Below are 20,159 nucleotides of genomic sequence, written 5' to 3' on the forward strand. Positions count from 1 at the left end.
TAGCCATGTCGTTCTGTGAGCCAAGGAGTTGGTAGAATGTTTTGTCTTCCTAAGACCGCTTGGCCTCCGACTTGCTGCAGGAAAGCCGCGATGTAAAAGCGATCCGCGAGGGCGTGACGAAGCGCGCGCTGTCGATGCTCGAAGAACTGGCTAACCTCGAAACCGAAGCGGAAACCGACGCCGACAAGCAAAAATACGCGTCGTTCTGGAAGGAATTCGGGCAGGTGCTGAAGGAAGGCATCGGCGAAGACTTCACGAACAAGGACCGCATCGCCAAGCTGCTGCGTTTCGCCTCGACGCAGAACGATACGGACGAACAGAACGTGTCGCTGGCCGCCTATGTCGAGCGGATGAAGCCCGAGCAGTCGAAGATTTACTACGTGACCGCCGATACGTGGCAGGCCGCGAAGAACAGCCCGCATCTCGAGGTGTTTCGCAAGAAGGGCGTCGAAGTGCTGTTGCTGACGGACCGTGTCGACGAATGGATGCTGTCGTTCCTCAACGAATTCGACGGCAAGCCGCTCGCGAGCGTCGCGCGTGGCGACCTCGACCTCGGTGAACTCAACGACGAGGAAAAGCAGGCCCAGGAGAAGGTTGGCGAAGAACTGAAGCCGCTTGTCGAACGCATGAAGGAAGCGCTGAAGGACAAGGCAAAGGACGTACGCCTGACGTTCCGCCTCACCGATTCGCCGTCGTGCCTCGTGGCCGACGAAGGCGATATGAGCGGCTACCTGCAGCGGATGCTGAAGGCGGCGGGTCAGAAGGCGCCGACGATGCAGCCGATTCTCGAAGTGAACCCCGAGCACCCGCTTGTAAAGGGCTTGCATACCGATAGCGCGAACTTCGACGATTGGGCGCATCTGCTGTTCGACCAGGCGTTGCTGGCGGAAGGCGGCTCGCTCGAAGATCCGGCGAGCTTCGTGAAGCGGACCAATGCGCTGCTGCTGACGCGCGCGGCGTAACCTGCGGGCGATACAGTTGCGACGGATCGTGTCGCGCTGTTGACGACCGCCGCCGTTGATGACTGCCGCGGTTGATGACCGCGGTTGGTAACTGTTGATTCGATTTGAAATGCGCTGCCGTGAAAGAACGGCAGCGCTTTTTTTTGCCTGTTGTCTTGTTTCGTTTCTTTTCGTTTCGCTGCCGCCTTCCAGCGAGTGCCTCGGATGCTAACGTTCCGGCGCGCGCTCATGCATATTGCGAACCTGCGCGAGCACCGACCCCGCCAGTTCTTTCGCATGCTCGCATGCATGTGGATCGGCCAGCACCTTGCCCGCTATTTTTCCGATTGCCGCGCTTGTGTGCTTGAACGTGTGATGCTGTGAGAGGGCGGAACCCGCGAGTTCTTTCTCGATCGGCGATGCATTCAGTTTTGCGAGTACGACCGCGGCGAGATGCGCGATCCTCTCGGATGTTTCTTTCGAATTCTTAAGCAATTTATACTCCTTTGAGATTATTCTTGATCTAAAACGAGTGCATTCAATTGGCCAGAATGAAAGCCGATTAAGTATGGTTTACTAACTAAAAATTTTCAACGAAACTGTGGCGCTCGATGTTAATCGCCATGGCTATCTGGTTGGCGTCATGCGCTGTAAATCGAGGTAAATCGTAAAGCGAAGTAAATCGAAGTGAGCTGAAGCAAGGGGTGTTGGATGTTGCATTCGGTATCGGCGCTCGCGGGCGGGCCTTTGCGGGCGATCTGGGCGGTGTTGCGCGAGCGGGGTTTCGATGCGGCCGAAGCGTTCGCGAACGGGTTGGTCGCAAACGGCGCATCGCCGCAAATCTACGCTGATCTATGCGCAAGCGCGGGGCAGTTCGAGCGCGCCTATCACAGCGCATCGGCTGCGCATCGGGACGCAGACCCGGGCGAACGTTTCGTGCGGCTTGCGCTATTTGCCGATGCGATCGGCAATCGGGCCGCGGCGGCTGCGGCGTGCGAACAGGCAATCGAGATATTCGCGCCGGACCGGGCAATCGCATGGATCGCTTGGATAATCGACGAATGCGGCGCACCGCCGGCGGCCATTGATCTGTTGCGTGCTTACGAAAAGCGTGTGCCGAACGATGCGCGCGCGCCGTGGTGGCTCGCGCAGTTGCTGGCGGTGCATGACGAAAGCACGGTCGAAGAACGCCGTGAAGCGTTGATGCGCGCTTATGCGCTCGATCCGGACTTGCACCCCGCGTTGGCATTGCACGTCGCGCTTGGCTTTCGCGCGATGCGTGACTGGGACGCGGTGATGCAGGTCGCGCGCCGTGGGCTGTCGCGCAATCCCGTCGATGCGGAACTCGCATGGCAACTGAGCCACGCGCAATGGCAACTGGGCGACGCGCGGGCGGCCGAAGCGACGATGCGTGCGGTCGATGCGGCCGCGCCCGGCAACGCGGCCGTGCTCGCCGCGGCCGGCACGTATCAGCTGGAGCAGGCGCGCTATCGCGACAGCGAAGCGACCTTGCATGCGGCGCTCGCGCTCGATGCATCGTGTGTGGAGGCCGCCGTCGATCTCGCGGAGCTCGAATTGCGGCGCGACGACTGGGCATCCGCATGGCCGCGCTACGAGGCGCGGCTCACGCGCGCGGACCGCGACGCGCGCAATATCGTCAAGGTCGTCGAGCGGCACTATCCGCGCTGGCGCGGCGAAGCGCTGAACGGCAAGACGCTGGTCGTGCACAGCGAGCAGGGCAACGGCGACGATATCCAGATGGTGCGCTTTCTGCCGTGGCTCGCCGCCCGCATACGCGACGAGGGCGGGCGGCTCGTGCTGGCCTGCCGGCGCCCGTTGCAACCGTTGTTTGCAAGAATCGTCGAGCGTTGCATCGCGATCGAAGACGGCTTGCCCCGCGACGCGCACTACGCGCTGCCGATGATGAGCGTGCCGTTCGCCATCGGCTTGCAGCCCGAGCGGGTGGACGGCGCCGCGTACCTGCAAGCCGACGAAGACCTGTGCACCGTATGGCGTCAGTTCGTGCGGGTCGAAGGGCAAGCGCATGCGCAATCGCAAGCTCCATCTCGATCGCAACGCAAACCGTCGGGCCATCCGGTGCTGCATGCGGGGCTCGTATGGTCGGGTAGTCCGACGCACCGGCGCGATATGCAGCGTTCGATTCCGCTAGAAGCATTGCTGCCGCTTCGTGCGCTCCGGCATGTGGTGTTTCATCCGTTGACGCCGGGCAAGGAAGCGGAAACCGAAACGCTCGCGCAACTCGGCTTCCACGTTTGTAACCTGACTGCGCGCTATCGACAGGGCTTCGATGACGTCGCCGCGCATGTCGCCGCACTCGATGTGCTCGTGACGATCGACAGCGCGCCGCTGCATCTGGCCGGTGCGCTCGGGCGTCCGGTGCTCGCGATGCTCGACCATGTGTCGCACTGGTGCTGGGGTGTCGCCGAGTCGCAGCGCTGGTACCGGTCGGTCGAACTGTTCCGGCAGCCGTCTGCGGGAGAATGGGCGCCCGTCGTCGAGCGCGTAGCGCAGCGGCTCGCAGAAGGGCTCAACGAGGGCTTTGGCGAACGGCCCCGGCATGCTCGATAGCACGGCCCGCGTCGCTGCGCGGGCCCGCCGCGCACCCTATAATGCGGCGCATGCCTACTCGTTTCGATCCTGCGGACGCGCACTGGCGTGTCGAACCGCTTCCCGGCTTTTCCCCCGACCAGAAAGACTGGCTGACGCGCGGCGGTTCGCTGACTGCGCACTTGCGCACGCTCGGCGCGGTCGTGGTGCGTGTGACGCGCGAAGCGGTAGCGCTGCCGTGGGATGACGAGCATCGTGCGCTCGGCGTCGCACCGCGCGCGCCGGTGTGGGTGCGCGAAGTCGTGTTGTCGGTCGATGGCGTGCCGTTCGTTGCCGCGCATAGCATTGCGCCGGTCGCGGCGAGCACCGGCGTCTGGCAGGCGATGCGGCGTTTGCGGACACGCCCGTTGGCCGAGTTGTTGTACAGCGACAGCAGCGTCGCGCGCTCGCCGCTGGTCAGCCGCCGTTTGACCGCGCGGCATCCGTTGTTCCGGCTTGCGGCGCGCGAGGTCGATGAACTCGACGCGCGTTGCCCGCATGCGCTCGTGGCAAGGCGTTCGGTGTTCGAACGTTACGGCGCGCCGCTAATGGTCACGGAATGCATGTTGCCCGCGCTGTGGTCGCATCTCGCCGCGCGCGCGGGTATGCCGGCGGCGCAGCGTCGGCTGATCCCGCGTGAACATGGGCGTTCGCTCGAGCACACGGCGGCGCGCTCGCATCAGGGCGGGGCGCAAGCGGCGCGTGACGCAGATCGCCCTGTCCCGAGCGAAGCATCGCAAGCACGGAAGTGCTGAAGCGTTGAAGCATTGAAGTGCTGAAGCGAAGCGAGGACGTCATGACGCTCAAGCGGTGTTTTCCGCCCGTGGTGGACCAGAACACGAGAGTATTGATACTCGGCAGCCTGCCCGGCGAAGCGTCGCTCGCACACAACCAGTACTACGCTCACAAGCAGAACCGGTTCTGGACGCTGGTCGGCGAAGTCATCGGCGAAAACCTGCCTGCCATGGAGTACGCCGACCGTTTGCGCACGCTGCTCGATCACCGGATCGGTCTTTGGGATGTGGTCGCGCAGGCGCGGCGCACCGGTAGCCTCGACAGCCAGATACGCGATCATGCGAGCAACGATCTCGTCGCGCTCGTCGAAACGTTGCCCGCGCTGGTCGCGATCGCGTTCAACGGCGGCACGGCGGCGAAGATCGGCGAGCGGGCGCTGGGCGGACTTGCGAGTCGATACCGGATACTGAAGCTGCCGTCGACGAGCCCCGCGCATGCTTCGCTGCCGTATGCGGCCAAGCTCGTTCAGTGGCGCGAGATCCGCCCAATGCTATCCTTCGCTTCGCCTTGAATCCCAGCGCCTCGCGCGCACTCTTCATCAATGACGAAACTGATCAAACGCGCTTCGGCCGAAGCGCGCGCCTTCCGCCACCACGGCGACGACGCACTGGCGTCGCGGCAAAAGCTGCATCGCAAGAACCGCCACCCGTCGCGCAACGAAGCGCATCTCGACGACGCCCCGCAAATCGAAGCGCCGCGCAAGCCGCGTTTCGCTCCGGTCACGTTCTCGGAAGAGGGCGGCGTGCGCTACCTGCATTTCGGCACCGAGTGGGTGCAGGGCGCGATGCGTCTGCGCAAGCCCGATCACATCGAACTCGAATACGCGCAGCAGATGATGGCCTGGCTGCTGTTCCTCGAAACGCCGCGGCGCATCGTGCAACTCGGCCTCGGCGCCGCATCGCTGACCAAGTTCGCGTATCGCTTCCTCAAGCGCGCAAAAGTCGAAGCGATCGAGCTGAACCCTGCGGTCGTCGTCGCCGCACGCACGATGTTCGAGCTGCCGCCCGACGACGCACGCCTGAGCGTTCGCGAAGCCGACGCCTGGGACTTCGTCAACGATCGAGCGAATCACGGCACGGTGGGCGCGATGCAAATCGACGTCTACGATGCGACCGCGCGCGGCCCCGTGCTCGATAGCGTGGCGTTCTATCGCGCGGCGCGCGCGTGTCTTGCGCAAGCGGGTGTCGCGACGATCAATCTGTTCGGCGATCATCCGAGCTTCGTGCGCAACATGAAGCGCCTGAACGAAGCCTTTGACGGACGTGTCTTCGCATTACCCGAAGTGCATGAAGGCAATCGCATCGCGATCGCCTTTTCGGGGCCGCCGCTGCATGTGTCTTTCGCGGAGCTGCAGCAGCGCGCGAAGCTGATCGAAAAAGAACTCGGCCTGCCGGCGCGCCAATGGCTCAAAGGCCTGCAAGCGTCGACGGGGCAGAACGGCGACGCGTTCACTATCTGAACGATCGAACGACCGCATAAGCGGTTGCATGAGCGGCTTGCATGAGCGCCAGCCGAAAGGTTAGGCGGCAAGCAACGGATATGACCGGCGAGGCGGCACGACCGCTTCGGGTCCGCCCGGCTTGACCGGTCATTCCACGCTCTTATACTCTTTCGGAGCTTCCTGGGACGCACGGTCAGTCTTCCCGGGACGATCGCCTGTCGAACACAGGCCGCACGACAAATCAAAAGCAACCGCGTCGCATGGGACCGCAGTTGACCGCGAAGGCGGCAACCGGATCGACTCGCTGCATAGACAAGGGGGAGAGACGTCATGGCTCACGACGCCGGCGCCAGAGCACACGACAAACAGAACGCCAGAGAAGATGCAGCTGGCAACGCCAACGGCGGCATGAGCACGAGAACCCGCTCCGGCGCCGGTCAATCCGGCAAGCACTGGCTGTGGCTGCTGTTGCTGCCGTGGATCGCGATGATCTGGGTGCCGTCCTATAACAAGGTCGAGCCGCAACTGTTCGAATTTCCGTTCTTCTACTGGTACCAGTTGCTGTGGGTGCTGATCAGCGCGGTCATCACGGCGCTCGTCTATTTCAAGACCAAATCGAAATCGTCGAAATCGTCGAAATCGGCAAATTCGTCGGCATCGCGTCCGCAAGGGGGCGCACGATGAATACAATCGCAACTTTCGTCTTCGTGCTGTTTTTCATCGGCGTGACGATTCTCGGTTTCGTCGCGGCCCACTGGCGCCGCGGCGATCTCGCGCATCTCGAAGAATGGGGCCTCGGCGGCCGCCGCTTCGGCACGGTCGTCACGTGGTTTCTGCTCGGCGGCGACCTGTACACGGCCTATACGTTTATCGCCGTGCCGGCGCTCGTGTTCGGCGCCGGCGCGACCGGTTTCTTCGCACTGCCTTATACGATTCTCATCTATCCGTTCGCGTTCGTCGTGTTTCCGAAGCTGTGGAGCATCGCGAAGCGCCACGGTTATGTGACGTCGGCCGACTTCGTCAGCGCGCGTTACGGCAGCCGCATGCTCGCGCTCGCCATCGCGGTGACCGGCATCGTCGCGACGATGCCGTATATCGCGCTGCAGCTCGTCGGCATCGAAGTGGTGATCGGCGCGTTGGGCTTCGATACGACGGGCTTCGTCGGCGACCTGCCGCTCATCATCGCGTTCGCGATTCTCGCCGCCTATACGTACACGTCGGGGCTGCGCGCGCCGGCGATGATCGCAGTGGTCAAGGATGTGCTGATCTACATCACGATCGCCGCCGCGATTGTCTGGATTCCGCCGCAGCTGGGCGGCTTCGGACATATCTTCGCCGCGGTGCCGCCGGCGAAACTGCTGCTGAAGGCGCCCGACGTGTCGAGCCTCAATGGCTACAGCGCGTATGCGACGCTCGCGGTCGGCTCCGCGCTCGCGCTGTTCCTGTACCCGCACTCGGTCACCGCGATTCTGTCGTCGTCATCGGGCAATACGATCCGCCGCAACATGGCGATGCTGCCCGCGTATTCGCTCGTGCTGGGCCTGCTCGCGCTGCTCGGGTTCATGGCGCTTGCGGCCGGCGTGAAGGACATGCCCGAGTTCGCGCCTTACTTCAAGGCATTCGGCCCGAACTTCGCGGTGCCCGCGCTCTTTCTCCACTATTTTCCGTCGTGGTTCGTCGGCGTCGCGTTCGCGGCGGTCGGCATCGGCGCGCTCGTGCCGGCGGCGATCATGTCGATCGCGGCGGCCAACCTGTACACGCGCAACATCCACAAGGAATTCGTCAACCGCAAGATGACGCACGAGCAGGAGACGAACATCGCGAAGATGGTCTCGCTGATCGTGAAGGTCGGCGCCGTTGCGTTCATTCTCGGCTTGCCGCTCACGTACGCGATCCAGCTCCAGCTGCTCGGCGGCATCTGGATCATCCAGACGCTGCCCGCTATCGTGCTCGGCCTCTATACGCGCATGCTCGACTACCGCGGCCTGTTGCTCGGCTGGGCGGTGGGCATCGCGACCGGCACGTGGATGGCGGTTTCGCTGAAGCTCGCGGGCTCGATCTACACGATTCATATCGGCGGCTACGCGATTCCAGGCTATGCGGCGGTGTGGTCGCTGGTCGTCAATCTCGTGGTCGCGGTGGGGGTTAGCGTGCTCGTGCGCGCGCTCGGCATGAAGGGCGCGGAGGACCGCACGCGGCCGGAAGATTATCTGGACCCGGTCGAAGGTTGAGGTACCGGGAAGTGCCTCTGCTGTGACGGCCCGCGCGACGCGCGAAAGCCCTCGGCACTTGCCGCGGGCTTTTTTTCTGGCCGATGACGAGGCCCTCGTCATCCTCGTGCGCTGGTTCTGCTCATCAACCTTTCTAAAACCAAACATTAGTCAAACGCTAATCTTACGATTTCAATGTATTTCGCATAGTTTGAAGCATTTGCTAAAGAATTACCCTTATGCGCCGTAAATCTATGCATCGCATAAATTCAGATAAGGCCTCGGGGTTTAGCACATGCATGTCTCGATCAAATCGCGTCTCGCTCTGGCGATGGCGCTGCTTTCCGTGCTGTTGCTCGTCATTGGTGCATTGGGTATCGCGGGTATGACGAACGCGAACGACGGGAATCGCGATACCTATAGCAACAAGCTGCCTGGTGCGACCGCGATCGGCGACGCGGAAATCGATCTGCAGCGCGAGCGCTCGGCGCTGTTCCGGGCGGCGCTCAATCCCGCCGCCGCGGACCTGCGCGGCATCATTACCCATTCGCGCGACTATCGCACCGAGGCGCGCACGGCGCTCGCCAGTTATATGAAACTGCCGCGCTCGCCCGAAGAAGATCAGTTGGCGCGCGACATGATGGAACGGCGCACTGCAATGGACGCCGGGCTCGACGCATTCGGCGACGCGCTGATCGGCGGCGACAGCTCGCAGATCATGAAGTCGGCGCTTTCGAATAACGATCTGTACGCCGCGTACCACAACGCCAGCGCGAAGCTGCGCGCCTATCAGTACGCCGCCGCCAAGCAGAATTTCGACGAGCAGGAGCACACGTTTGCGCTGTTCCGTGCGATTACGATCGTGTCGGTGGTGCTGGGTGTATTGACCGCGATCGGCAGCTTCCTGAGCTTGCGTCGTGCCATTTCGAATCCGCTTGCCGACGCGCTGTCGCATTTCGACGATATCGCGCAAGGCGATCTCACGCGCTCGATTCGCGTGAAGTCGCGCGATGAAATGGGCCAATTGCTGCAGGGTGTGGCGAACATGCAGGAGCGCCTGCTGCAGACCGTGCGTAACGTGCGCACCGGCAGCGAAGCGATCGCCACCGCGACGCGGCAGATGGCCGCGGGCAATGTGGACCTGTCCGCGCGTACCGAAGAGCAGGCCGCGTCGCTGCAGGAGACCGCGGCAAGCATGGAAGAGCTGACTTCGACGGTCAAGCACAACGCCGACAATGCGCAGCAGGCGAGCCAGCTTGCCGCCACCGCACGGCACGTGACCGTGGAGGGCAATGAAATCGTGAGCCAGGTCGTCGAGACGATGAACGGTATCGGCGACAGCTCCGGCAAGATTGCCGAGATCACCAGCATCATCGAAGGCATCGCGTTCCAGACCAATATTCTTGCGCTGAACGCGGCGGTCGAAGCCGCGCGGGCGGGCGAGAACGGCCGCGGCTTCGCCGTCGTCGCCGCGGAGGTGCGTTCGCTTGCGCAACGTTCGAGTTCGGCCGCGAAGGAGATCAAGGATCTGATCGGCACGTCGGTCGATCGCGTGCGTGTGGGCACCGAACTCGTGGCGCGCGCGGGCAGCACGATGGAACAGATCAGTCAGTCGATCGAGCGCGTGCACGACATCGTCGGCGAGATTGCGGCGGCATCCCAGGAACAGAGCCGCGGCATCGAACAGGTCAACCAGGCCGTCTCGCAGATGGACCACGTCACGCAGCAGAACGCCGCGCTCGTCGAAGAGGCCGCGGCGGCAGCCGCTTCGCTCGAAGAGCAGGCGGGTCGTTTGCGCGCCGCCGTGGTCAGCTTCAAGGTCGAGCAGGGTGGAGCCGCGGCGCTCCCGGCGCCGCGCCCGGCTGCCGGGACGCCGCCGCGCGCCAGGGCAAGTGCGCCGGCTGCGTCGGCGGCGCGCGCGACGACTGCGGCGCGTCCCGCGCGCCGTGCGGTTCCCGCGGTCTCCGCCGAAGCCGGAACCGCAACCGGAACCGCGGCGGCGACGGCGGCCGCCGAGCCCGTCGCGAGCGGGTCCGCGCGCGACGATCAGGACTGGACCACGTTTTAACCACACCTGCAGCGCGCGGACAGCGGCGCGCTGCATTCACCTGGCCGCCGCCCAGCGCGCGTCCGACCGCCGCGATTCACCGAATCGCTTCCCGTGAACACGAACGCACCGGCGACATCCCGCTGCGTTTTCGCTGCCATTTGACGATCCACGCTACCCGATGAAAAACGACGACCAGCCGCGCAGAAAATTTCTGCGCCAGGTATTCACTATTCTTCCCGCCACGGCGATCGCACCGGTGATCGTGACGCAAGAAGGCTGCACGCCGTCACATGCGACTGACGGCGCCGGCGCAGCCGCGACGGTGCCCGGCGCCGCGTCGGCCGCCGCGAAATACACGCCGGCCTTTTTTACCGCGGCCGAATGGGACTTCATCCATGCGGCCGTCGACGAACTGATTCCCGCCGACGACACGGGCGCCGGTGCGCTCGAAGCCGGCGTGCCTGAATTTATCGACCGCCAGATGGAAACGCCGTATGCGTATGGGCGGCTCTGGTACATGCACGGGCCGTTTCATCCGGAAGCCGTGCCCGAACTCGGCTATCAGCTGGGTCTCGTGCCGCGCGACGTGTACCGGCATGGCATCGAGGCGTGCAACGCGGCATGCGTGCGCGATCACGGCAAGGTGTTCGCCGAATTGCCGCGCGCGACGCGCGTCGAGGTGCTCGAACAACTCGAGGCCGGCAAGCTGCATCTCGACGCCGTGCCGCCGAAGCTGTTCTTCAGCACGCTGCTGAAGAACACCAGGGAAGGCTATTTCGCCGACCCGATGTACGGCGGCAACAAGGGCATGTCCGGCTGGAAGATGATCGGTTTCCCGGGCGCCCGGGCGGACTTCGCGGATTGGGTCGAACAGCCGGGTGCGAAGTACCCGCTCGGCCCCGTATCGATTCTCGGGGAGCAGGCATAACGATGGCGATCAAAAAAGACAAAGTCGATGCGGTCATGGTCGGATTCGGCTGGACCGGCGCCATCATGGCGATGGAACTGGCCGATGCAGGGCTCAACGTGCTGGCGCTCGAGCGCGGCGAAATGCAGGACACGGCGAATACCGCGAAATATCCGAACATCGCGGACGAACTCGCGTATGCGGTGCGCGGCAAGCTGTATCAGGATCTGTCGAAAGAAACGCTGACATTCCGCCATTCGCCGGACGGCCTTGCCGTGCCGTATCGCCAGCATGGCGCGATGCTGTTCGGCAACGGCGTCGGCGGCGCAGGCTTTCACTGGAACGGCCTCACGTGGCGCCCGCAGGCATCGGACCTGCAATTGCGCAGCCACTATGAGCAGCGCTACGGCAAGTCGTTCATTCCGGACGGCATGACGATTCAGGATTTCGGCGTGACCTACGACGAACTCGAACCGTATTTCACGCACTTCGAGGAAGTCGCCGGCATTTCCGGCAAGGCCGGCAATCTGAACGGCAATATCGTGGCGGGTGGCAATCGTTACGAGGCGTGGCGCAGCAAGGAATATCCGACGCCGCCGCTGAAGGACATTTACGGCGCGCAGCTCTTTTCGCGTGCCGCGCGCGAACTCGGCTACGAGCCGTTCCCGATCCCGGCCGCGAACGTGTCCACGCCGTATACGAATCCGTATGGCGTGCGTCTCGGTCCGTGCAACCTGTGCGGATTCTGCGAGGACTTCGGCTGCTACATGTACTCGAAGTCGTCGCCGCAGACCACGATTCATCCCGCGCTGTTCCAGAAGAAAAACTTCGAGCTGCGCACGCGCTGCCAGGTGCTGCGCGTCAATCGCGACGCGAGCGGCAAGGTCGCGACCGGCGTCACGTATATCGATGCGCAGGGACGCGAGATCGAGCAGCCGGCCGACCTCGTCGTGCTCAGCGCGTTCCAGATGCACAACGTGCGGCTGCTGCTGCTCTCCGGCATCAGCCAGCCGTACGATCCGGCCACCGGCGAAGGCGTGGTCGGCCGCAACTTCGCGTATCAGATGAACGGCGGCGTGAATGCCTTCCTGCCCAAGGGCACGCAGCTCAATCCGTTTATCGGCGCGGGCGCGGCCGGCCAGGCGATCGACGACTTCAACGGCGACAACTTCGACCACGGCCCGCTCGGCTTTATCGGCGGCGCGAACGTGCGGCATATGCGCACCGGCGGACGCCCGATCGGTCAGGCGGGCGTGCCGAAGGGCACGAAGCCGTGGGGCAGCGCATGGAAGGCCGCGGTGCAGGACAGCTACCAGCGCATGCTGACGGTCGTCGCGCAGGGCTCGGTGATGTCGTATCGCGACACCTACCTGAGTCTCGATCCGACCTACAAGGATGCGTACGGGCAGCCGCTGTTGCGCGTGACGTTCGACTGGCACGACAACGAGCACAAGATGACCGAGTACACGGTCGGCCAGGCCGCCCGCATCGCGCGCGTGCTCAGCGATCACGTCGACGTGAATGTGCGCAAGACCGGTACGCGCTTCGACACGCGCGCTTATCAAAGCACGCATACGACCGGCGGCGCGGTGATGGGCGCCGATCCGAAGACGAGCGTGGTGAACCGCTATCTGCAGAACTGGGATGTGCACAACGTGTTCGTGGTGGGCGCGTCGGCGTTCCCGCAGAATTTCGGCTACAACCCGACCGGGCTGGTCGGCGCGCTCAGCTACTGGTCGGCACGCGCGATCCGCGAACAGTATTTGAAGAACCCCGGCCCGATGGTGCAAGCATGAGAAACGCGCTCAGAAAAATCCGTTCCTGCGCGGCGCTCGCCGCTGCATTCTCGCTGTTTGCGGCGAGCGGCGTGTCAGCCGCAGCTTCGTCGAATGGCGCCGGCTTCGGCGATGCGGCGCTCGTCAAGCGAGGCGAATACCTCGCGCGAGTCGCCGACTGCGCCGCATGCCATACGGCGAAGGGCGGCAAACCGTTCGCGGGCGGACTGCCGCTGCAAACGCCGATTGGCACCGTCTACTCGACCAACATCACGCCGGATGCGCAGAGCGGCATCGGCGACTACACGTACGCGGATTTCGACAACGCGCTGCGGCACGGCAAGTCGAAGGCCGGCTATACGCTGTATCCGGCGATGCCGTATCCGTCGTACGCGCGCATCCAGCCCGACGACGTCAAGGCGCTGTACGCGTACTTCATGCATGGGGTGGCGGCCGTTCAGCAGCCGCGCACGCCGAACGGCATCCGCTGGCCGCTGTCGATGCGCTGGCCGCTCGCGCTGTGGCGCATCGCGTTCGCGCCCGAGGTCGCCGCCGGCGCGAGTCCGCAAGCCGCGGACAGCGAGACGGTGTCGCTCGAGCGCGGCCGATATCTGGTCGAAGGCCTTGGCCATTGCGGCGCCTGCCATACGTCACGCGGTGCGCTGTTGCAGGAGAAGGCGCTGACCGACAGCGGCGGCCCTGCCTTCCTGCAAGGCGGCGTGGTCGAGCAGTGGTTCGCGAACAGTCTGCGCGACGATCGCGTGGACGGCCTCGGCGACTGGACCCGCAACGATATCGTCACGTTCCTCAAGGCCGGCCGCAATGCGCATTCGGCCGCGTTCGGCGGAATGCACGATGTCGTGCTCGACAGCACGCAGTACATGACCGATGCGGACTTGAACTCGATCGCGACGTATCTACAGTCGCTTGCGCCGGCGCGCCAGCAGGCCGCGCTCGCATACTCCGACAAGGCGGCGCTTGCGCTGCACGCGGGACATACCGACATGCGCGGCGCGCGGACCTTCCTCGACAACTGCGCGGCTTGCCATCGATCGGACGGCAAGGGCTACGACGGCGTATTCCCTCGGCTTGCGCTGAGCGCGACGGTCAACGCGCAGGATCCGACGTCGCTCGTGAGTCTCGTGCTGCACGGCGCGTCGATGCCGGGCACGCACGAGGCGCCGACCGTGTTCACGATGCCCGCGTTCGGACAGCGGCTCGATGACCAGCAGGTGGCGGACGTCGTCACGTTCATCCGTGGCGCGTGGGGCAATCGGGCGCCGGCGGTCGATGCGGACGAGGTGCGGCAGATCCGCAAGAGCAGTCGATGAAGTGAGACGATGCGCGTTGCATTCGCGACGCGCCGCCTCGGCATCTGCAGTCGCCCGGCGCGCCGTTGACGCGCGCGCCGGGCGATTTTCTTTGCGCGGGCGGCCCGGGTGCGGACGAGGTGCGCGATACTGCGCACAGCACGCACAGCACAGCGCGCACCGACCTGACGCGAAACCTGAACTCGAAACGACCGCGAGGCGCCTATGGCTCTGGACGATTCGGAACACGCCGCCGGCGGCGCGGCCAGCACGTACGCCGCGCGCCGCCGCTCGTCCGTCGCGCGGCTGTTGCGCGCGGTGACCTCGCCGTACTACCGCTACCGGAACGCCAAGGTGCTGCACGGCATACGCGTCGGCGCGGCGATGCTCGTGTCGGTTGCGTTGATCCGCGCGCTCGACGTGCCGTACGGCATCTGGGCATCGATCACGGTGCTGATCGTGATCGGCGGTTTGCAGCACCACGGCAATATCCGGCGCAAGGCGCTCGAGCGGACCATCGGCACACTGCTCGGCGCCGGGCTCGGGCTTGCGATGATCGTCCAGCACAGCCTGTTCGATTCGATCGTGGTGACGGCGCTCCTGATGGCGGTGGTGGCGGGTGTCTGCGGCGCGTTCGCGATCGGTTCGTACGGCTATATGGCGCTGCTGACGGCGATCACGATGTGCATCGTCGGCGGCTTCGGCGACAACCAGGTGTCCGAAGGGCTCTGGCGCGCCGCCGACGTCGCGATCGGCACGGCGATTGCGCTCGCGTTTTCGTTTGCGCTGCCGCTGCACGCGACGTACACGTGGCGCTACCTGCTCTCCGACAATCTGCGCGACTGCGCGCGCATCTATACACGCATGGCGCAGGGCGACTGGCTTTCCGCTGAAGAACAGAATGCAGTGTTTTTGCGCATGGCGCGCCGGCTCGTGCAACTGCGCGCGGTCATGCCGTGGGTTGCAAAGGAGATCGAAGTCGCGCCGGGGCGGCTCGATCAGATTCAGCAACTGCACCGCATGCTGTTGAGCGCGCTCGAAATCATGTCGAACGGCGTGTTGACGCGTGCCGACCCGGCGCTGCGAGCCGGCTTTGCCGGACAGTGCGGACGCGATGCCACGGTGGTGCGTTCGGTGCTGCTCGAACTGGCGCGCGCGCTGCGTTTTACAAATGTGCCGCACTTCCGCATGCCCGATGCGTTGCCGTCGGCGCTGCTGGACCCGGCCGCGGTCGCGAACGCCGCCGCCGGGTTGCAGGGACCGTGCTGGCTCAACGAACGTGTGGCCGAGCAGGTCGAGCGACTGCGCGCGCTACTCGTCGAGACCGAGCCGGCGTGGAATATCGAGCGCCGCACGCGCATCGCGCATCGTCACGAACGCCAGCAGCACTAAGCGTGGCAGCGGCGGCCTCGCGCGCCCCTTCGGGCGCCTGGCCGTCCATCAGCTCGCATAGCCCTTGTCGTGCGGAATCGTCACCATCCACATGATTCCAAAACGGTCGACGAGCATGCCGAAACCTTCGGTCCAGAAGGTCGGCTGCCACGGCATCATCACATTGCCGCCGTCGGCAAGTGCATTGAAAAGCCGTTCTCCCGAGGCCTTGTCGTCGGCGGTCAGCGACAGGCTGAAGCCGCTCGGCGCATCCTGTCCCGGCTCGCAGTTACCGTCGGATCCCATCAGTTCGGTGGTGCCGATGCGGAACGTGCAATGCATGATCTTGTCTTCGTTGCCGGGCTTGATCGGGCGCTCGGGATTCGGCGGCGCGTCCTTGAAATAAGTGTGGAACAGCACTTCGGCGCCGAGCTTCTCGCGATAGAACTTGAGCGCCTCTTCGCAGCGGCCGTTAAAGAACAGGTAAGGTTGGACTAGCATCGTTGTCTCCCAGAAATGGACACGCCGGTTGGCGTGCCGGTTGCCATCGCGGTGACGCTTGCGCTTGCCATGCCGGACGCAGCATGCCGTGCGCCTCATGTCGCACGCCTCATCTCGCAGGCGAAACCTGCCTGCAAACGATTCTAGTCGGCGAGCCTGCCCACACTGTGAAAGTTTGTCCGCACGGCATACGGCGGTTCTGGAAGATACGGAGCACGTAGAAACGGAAACGGCGCGTGCGGCTCGAATGCCGCACGCGCCGTGATACGAGACGCGCAACCGATGCGCGAAACGGATCGCTCGAGCGAACTCCGCAAACCGCGGCTAAAAAGAGCCGCCGAAAGCAGCGCCGCGGTTGCCGCGCTGCTTTCGCGTACTCAACGCAGCGCTTCGACGAGCTTCTCGAGCTTGATCGCGTCGGCCGCGAATGTGCGGATGCCTTCGGCGAGCTTTTCGCTGGCCATCGCTTCGTCGTTGACGAGGAAGCGGAACGACGGCTCGTCGACGGGCACGCGCGCGATTTCCGTATTCTTGCTCGCATCGGGCGACAGCTTGCGCTCGACCTTGTCGGTGCTGTCGTGCAGCTTTTGCAGCAGGTCGGGGCTGATCGTCAGCAGATCGCAGCCGGCCAGTTCGAGAATCTGGCTCGTCGTGCGGAAGCTCGCGCCCATTACTTCGGTCGGGTAGCCGAACTTCTTGTAGTACGCGTAAATGCGGCGCACCGACTGCACGCCCGGATCATTCGCGCCGCCGTCGCGTGCTTCGTCCCAGTTGCTGCCTGCGTTCTTCTTGTACCAGTCGTAGATGCGGCCGACGAACGGCGAGATCAGCTGCGCACCCGCTTCGGCAGCGGCGACGGCCTGCGCGAGCGAGAACAGCAGCGTCATGTTGCAGTGGATGCCTTCCTTTTGCAGCACTTCCGCCGCGCGGATGCCTTCCCACGTCGACGCAAGCTTGATCAGCACGCGCGAGCGGTCGATGCCGGCGTCCTTGTACAGCTTGATGATCTCGTGTGCCTTATCGATCGACCCCTTCGTGTCGAACGACAGCCGTGCGTCGACTTCGGTCGAGACGCGGCCCGGGACGATCTTCAAAATCTCGGTGCCGAACGCGATCAGCAGATGGTCGATGATCGCGGAGACCGGCTTCGACGAATGATCGCGCACGGTTTTTTCGAGCAGAGGCTTGTAGTCGTCCTTCTGCACGGCCTTCAGCACGAGCGATGGGTTAGTGGTCGCGTCTTGCGGCTTGTACTGCGCGAGTTGCTGGAAGTCGCCGGTATCGGCGACGACCTTCGTGAATTGCTTGAGCTGGTCGAGTGCAGTAGTCATATCGAGCCTTTGAGGCGCGTGCGCGCCGTGGTCAGAAAACGATGACGCTGCCGGTGCCGGTTGATTCCGACTGGCCGGCGGCAGCCGGTCATCCCGCAGGGTCCCGCAATGCCCGGGGCGGTACGGTGTTCGATGTCAGCGCCTGATGGACGCTAAACCTCACACGGAACGCCGCCCGATCCCTTCATTCTATGGCGGAACGGCAAACAATGGTTCGACTGATCGTGCGGGCCGCGTGCAGCGGGCGTTCGATCGACCCTCGGTGCTCGCCTCGCGGCCCACGAGCGGCCGGCGCACGTCACCGCTGGAGCGCATGGCGCATGCCACGTCCTCGCACCGGTCTCATCGCTTGCGCGCGTTCAGCACGATCTGCGTGAGCAGGCCGGCGACCAGTCCCCAGAACGCCGAACCGATCGACAGCAACGTAAGTCCCGACGCCGTCACCATGAACGTAACGAGCGCGGGTTCACGCTGCCTCGCGTCCTGCATCGCGTTCGTCAGGCCGCTCATGATCGAGCCGAATAGCGCGAGCGCTGCCACCGACACCACGAGCGCCTTCGGCAGCGCCGCGAACAGCGCGGCGATCGTCGCGCCGAAGACACCGGCTATCAGGTAAAACACGCCGCACCAGAGTGCCGCGGTGTAGCGCTTCGTGCGGTCTTCGTGCGCCTCGCGGCCCGTGCAGATCGCGGCCGTGATCGCCGCGAGATTGATGCCGTGCGAGCCGAACGGCGCGAGCACGAGCGATGCGAGGCCCGTGGTCGCGATCAGCGGCGAGGATGGCGTCGTATAGCCGTCCGCGCGCAATACCGCGATGCCCGGCACGTTTTGCGATGCCATCGCCACGACGAACAGCGGAATGCCGATGCTCACGATGGCGGACAGCGAAAACGCGGGCATTGTCAGCACGGGTTGCGCGAGCGCGATGCGCAAGCGGCTGAAGTCGAGCAGGCCCAGGCCGCCCGCCACCAGTGTGCCGACCACGAGCGTGGTGACGATCGCATAGCGAGGCGCGATGCGCTTCATGACGAGGTATGCGAAGAACATCGGGAGCACGAGGGCGGTCTGATATTGCGCGGCGCGGAAAATTTCGATGCCGATCTCGAACAGAATGCCCGCGAGCAGCGCCGACGCGATGCCGGCCGGAATCTTTTCCATCAGCGCATCGAACCAGCCGGTCAAACCGACGGCGGTCAGCAGCAGCGCGCACGCGACAAATGCGCCGATGGCCTCGCCATAGGCGACATGCGGCAGCGACGCCACGAGCAGCGCTGCGCCGGGCGTCGACCACGCGATGACGATCGGCGCGCGATAGCGTAGCGAAAGACCGATCGTGCAGAGCCCCATGCCGATCGACAGTGCCCAGATCCACGACGAAATTTGCGCGTCGCTCAGGTGCGCGGCCTGGCCGGCCTGGAACATCAGCACGAGCGAACTTGTGTAGCCGGTCATCATCGCGACGAAGCCCGCGACGAGCGCCGATAGGGACGTATCGGCGAACGGCTTCAGCGGTTTCAGCGGCGTAGGGGTTTCCGGCGACAGGTCGGAAGACGAGGGTGAACTCATGCGGGATACCGGCTGTAGTTGTTTTTGTTGCGCGATTGATACGGATTCGCGCAGAAACAGTGCGGCATTCTGCCGCATTTTGCAGCGTTTGTGACCCCGGGATAGTCCCGGACGGGTCCCTCACGGGCAGTCCCGGACGGGCAGCCTTGCGCCGGCTATCGCTACTTGCTCAGTACGCGCATCGCCGCTTCGAGCCCCGCGAGCGTAAGCGGGTACATCCGGTGCCCGAGCACTTCGCGAATCACCGACACCGACTGCCGGTACTCCCATAGCCCCTCCGGTTCCGGATTGAGCCACGCGAAGTGCGGGAAATGATCGGCGAGACGCCGCAACCATACGGCACCCGCTTCGTGATTGTTGTACTCGACCGAACCGCCCGGCTGCAGCACTTCGTACGGACTCATCGTCGCATCGCCGACGAAGATCAGCTTGTAGTCCGCCGAAAACCTGTGCAGCACATCCCACGTCGGCGTGCGCTCGGTGTGGCGGCGGCGATTGTTCTTCCACAGGAAGTCGTACACGCAATTGTGGAAGTAGTAGAACTCGAGATGCTTGAATTCGGCCTTGGCGGCCGAAAAGAGCTCTTCCGTGCGCTTGATGTGGTCATCCATCGAGCCGCCGACGTCTAGCAGCATCAGCACCTTCACGTTGTTGTGCCGCTCCGGCACCATCTTGAGGTCGAGCCAGCCGGCATTTGCCGCCGTGCTGCGGATCGTGTCGGGCAAATCGAGTTCTTCGGCCGCGCCTTCACGCGCGAAGCGGCGCAGGCGCCGCAGCGCGACCTTGATATTGCGTGTGCCGATTTCCACCTGATCGTCGTAGTCGCGGTACGCACGCGCTTCCCAGACCTTGACCGCGCTGCGGTTGCCCGCCGTGTCGCCGCCGATGCGGATGCCTTCCGGGTTGTAGCCGCCGTTGCCGAACGGCGACGTGCCGCCCGTGCCGATCCATTTGCCGCCGCCTTCATGACGGCCTTTCTGCTCGTCGAAGACTTCCTTCAGGCGCTTCATCAACTGGTCGAGGCCGCCGAGCGCTTCGATCTGCGCCTTTTCCTCGGGCGTCAGATCGCGTTTCATCTTTTTCGCGAGCCAGTCGTCGGGCAGATCGAGCGCGAGCGACGCGGTCTGTTCGATGCCCTTGAAGTACTCGGCGAACGCCTGGTCGAACTTGTCGAAGTACTGCTCATCTTTCACGAGCGTCATGCGCGACAGGTAGTAGAACTCGTCGAGCGACGGCTCGATGACTTGCGCATTCAGCGCTTCGAGCAGCGTCAGATACTCCTTCACCGAAACCGGCAGCTTCGCCGCGCGCAGCGAGTAGAAGAAGTTGATCAGCATGTCGGTTCTCCGCGGCG

Annotated in this window: 16 protein-coding genes and 1 pseudogene; 12 read left to right on the forward strand and 5 right to left on the reverse strand. The window is 64.2% G+C overall.

What is annotated here, in order from left to right; all coding sequences use genetic code 11:
• Positions 1-71: 71 nt before the first annotated feature.
• Positions 72-962, forward strand: a pseudogene (locus QYH69_RS18785) (molecular chaperone HtpG); the annotation flags it as partial.
• A 207-nt stretch (positions 963-1,169) separates the two neighbouring features.
• Here the strand turns inward: QYH69_RS18785 and QYH69_RS18790 are convergent.
• A complete protein-coding gene (locus tag QYH69_RS18790; protein ID WP_075156610.1) occupies positions 1,170-1,436 on the reverse strand; it encodes a hypothetical protein in 267 nt (88 codons plus the stop codon).
• A gap of 216 nt (positions 1,437-1,652) precedes the next feature.
• On the opposite strand from QYH69_RS18790, the gene QYH69_RS18795 reads away from it, so the two are divergent.
• The 11 genes from QYH69_RS18795 to QYH69_RS18845 all read left to right on the forward strand — a co-directional run bounded on the left by QYH69_RS18795 (position 1,653) and on the right by QYH69_RS18845 (position 15,428).
• Positions 1,653-3,530 (forward strand): glycosyltransferase family 9 protein, encoded by a 1,878-nt coding sequence (locus tag QYH69_RS18795; RefSeq protein ID WP_308833334.1) that lies wholly within the window; start codon positions 1,653-1,655, stop codon positions 3,528-3,530.
• Positions 3,531-3,580: 50 nt separating this feature from the next.
• Entirely contained in the window at positions 3,581-4,303 is a 723-nt protein-coding gene (locus QYH69_RS18800) for a chorismate lyase (protein WP_308833335.1), read from the forward strand.
• Between the two features lie 41 nt (positions 4,304-4,344).
• Positions 4,345-4,854 (forward strand): DNA-deoxyinosine glycosylase, encoded by a 510-nt coding sequence (locus QYH69_RS18805; protein ID WP_308833336.1) that lies wholly within the window; start codon positions 4,345-4,347, stop codon positions 4,852-4,854.
• Positions 4,855-4,884: 30 nt separating this feature from the next.
• A complete protein-coding gene (locus tag QYH69_RS18810) occupies positions 4,885-5,802 on the forward strand; it encodes a spermidine synthase (protein WP_308833337.1) in 918 nt (305 codons plus the stop codon).
• 390 nt (positions 5,803-6,192) lie between these two features.
• Positions 6,193-6,468, forward strand: coding sequence for a DUF3311 domain-containing protein (locus tag QYH69_RS18815; protein WP_308833338.1), 276 nt, complete (start codon positions 6,193-6,195; stop codon positions 6,466-6,468).
• Positions 6,465-8,015: a monocarboxylate uptake permease MctP gene (gene mctP / locus QYH69_RS18820; protein ID WP_308833339.1), complete on the forward strand. Its 1,551-nt coding sequence runs from the start codon at positions 6,465-6,467 to the stop codon at positions 8,013-8,015. The genes QYH69_RS18815 and mctP overlap by 4 nt, the downstream gene beginning before the upstream one ends.
• A 274-nt stretch (positions 8,016-8,289) precedes the next feature.
• Positions 8,290-10,062, forward strand: a complete 1,773-nt coding sequence (locus QYH69_RS18825; protein ID WP_308833340.1) for a methyl-accepting chemotaxis protein — start codon at positions 8,290-8,292, stop codon at positions 10,060-10,062.
• Between the two features lie 160 nt (positions 10,063-10,222).
• Positions 10,223-10,972: a gluconate 2-dehydrogenase subunit 3 family protein gene (locus QYH69_RS18830; protein WP_308833341.1), complete on the forward strand. Its 750-nt coding sequence runs from the start codon at positions 10,223-10,225 to the stop codon at positions 10,970-10,972.
• Positions 10,973-10,974: 2 nt separating this feature from the next.
• Positions 10,975-12,747, forward strand: coding sequence for a GMC family oxidoreductase (locus QYH69_RS18835; RefSeq protein WP_308833342.1), 1,773 nt, complete (start codon positions 10,975-10,977; stop codon positions 12,745-12,747).
• Positions 12,744-14,057: a cytochrome c gene (locus QYH69_RS18840; RefSeq protein WP_308833343.1), complete on the forward strand. Its 1,314-nt coding sequence runs from the start codon at positions 12,744-12,746 to the stop codon at positions 14,055-14,057. The genes QYH69_RS18835 and QYH69_RS18840 overlap by 4 nt, the downstream gene beginning before the upstream one ends.
• Before the next feature lie 204 nt (positions 14,058-14,261).
• On the forward strand, positions 14,262-15,428 hold the full coding sequence (locus QYH69_RS18845) for an FUSC family protein (RefSeq protein ID WP_308833344.1): 1,167 nt from the start codon (positions 14,262-14,264) through the stop codon (positions 15,426-15,428).
• 48 nt (positions 15,429-15,476) lie between these two features.
• Here QYH69_RS18845 and QYH69_RS18850 read toward each other — a convergent pair whose 3' ends face one another.
• The 4 genes from QYH69_RS18850 to QYH69_RS18865 form a co-directional block, all read right to left on the reverse strand.
• The gene (locus QYH69_RS18850) at positions 15,477-15,908 is read right to left on the reverse strand and encodes a VOC family protein (protein ID WP_308833345.1); all 432 of its coding nucleotides are present in this window, start codon (positions 15,906-15,908) and stop codon (positions 15,477-15,479) included.
• 377 nt (positions 15,909-16,285) lie between these two features.
• A complete protein-coding gene (gene tal / locus QYH69_RS18855) occupies positions 16,286-17,239 on the reverse strand; it encodes a transaldolase (protein ID WP_075156619.1) in 954 nt (317 codons plus the stop codon).
• Positions 17,240-17,581: 342 nt separating this feature from the next.
• Complete coding sequence (locus QYH69_RS18860) at positions 17,582-18,805, reverse strand: benzoate/H(+) symporter BenE family transporter (protein ID WP_308833346.1); 1,224 nt, start codon at positions 18,803-18,805, stop codon at positions 17,582-17,584.
• A gap of 161 nt (positions 18,806-18,966) precedes the next feature.
• Positions 18,967-20,142 (reverse strand): VWA domain-containing protein, encoded by a 1,176-nt coding sequence (locus QYH69_RS18865; RefSeq protein WP_308833347.1) that lies wholly within the window; start codon positions 20,140-20,142, stop codon positions 18,967-18,969.
• Positions 20,143-20,159: the final 17 nt, after the last annotated feature.

The organism is Paraburkholderia sp. SARCC-3016 (assembly GCF_031119615.1).
GTDB lineage: Bacteria > Pseudomonadota > Gammaproteobacteria > Burkholderiales > Burkholderiaceae > Paraburkholderia.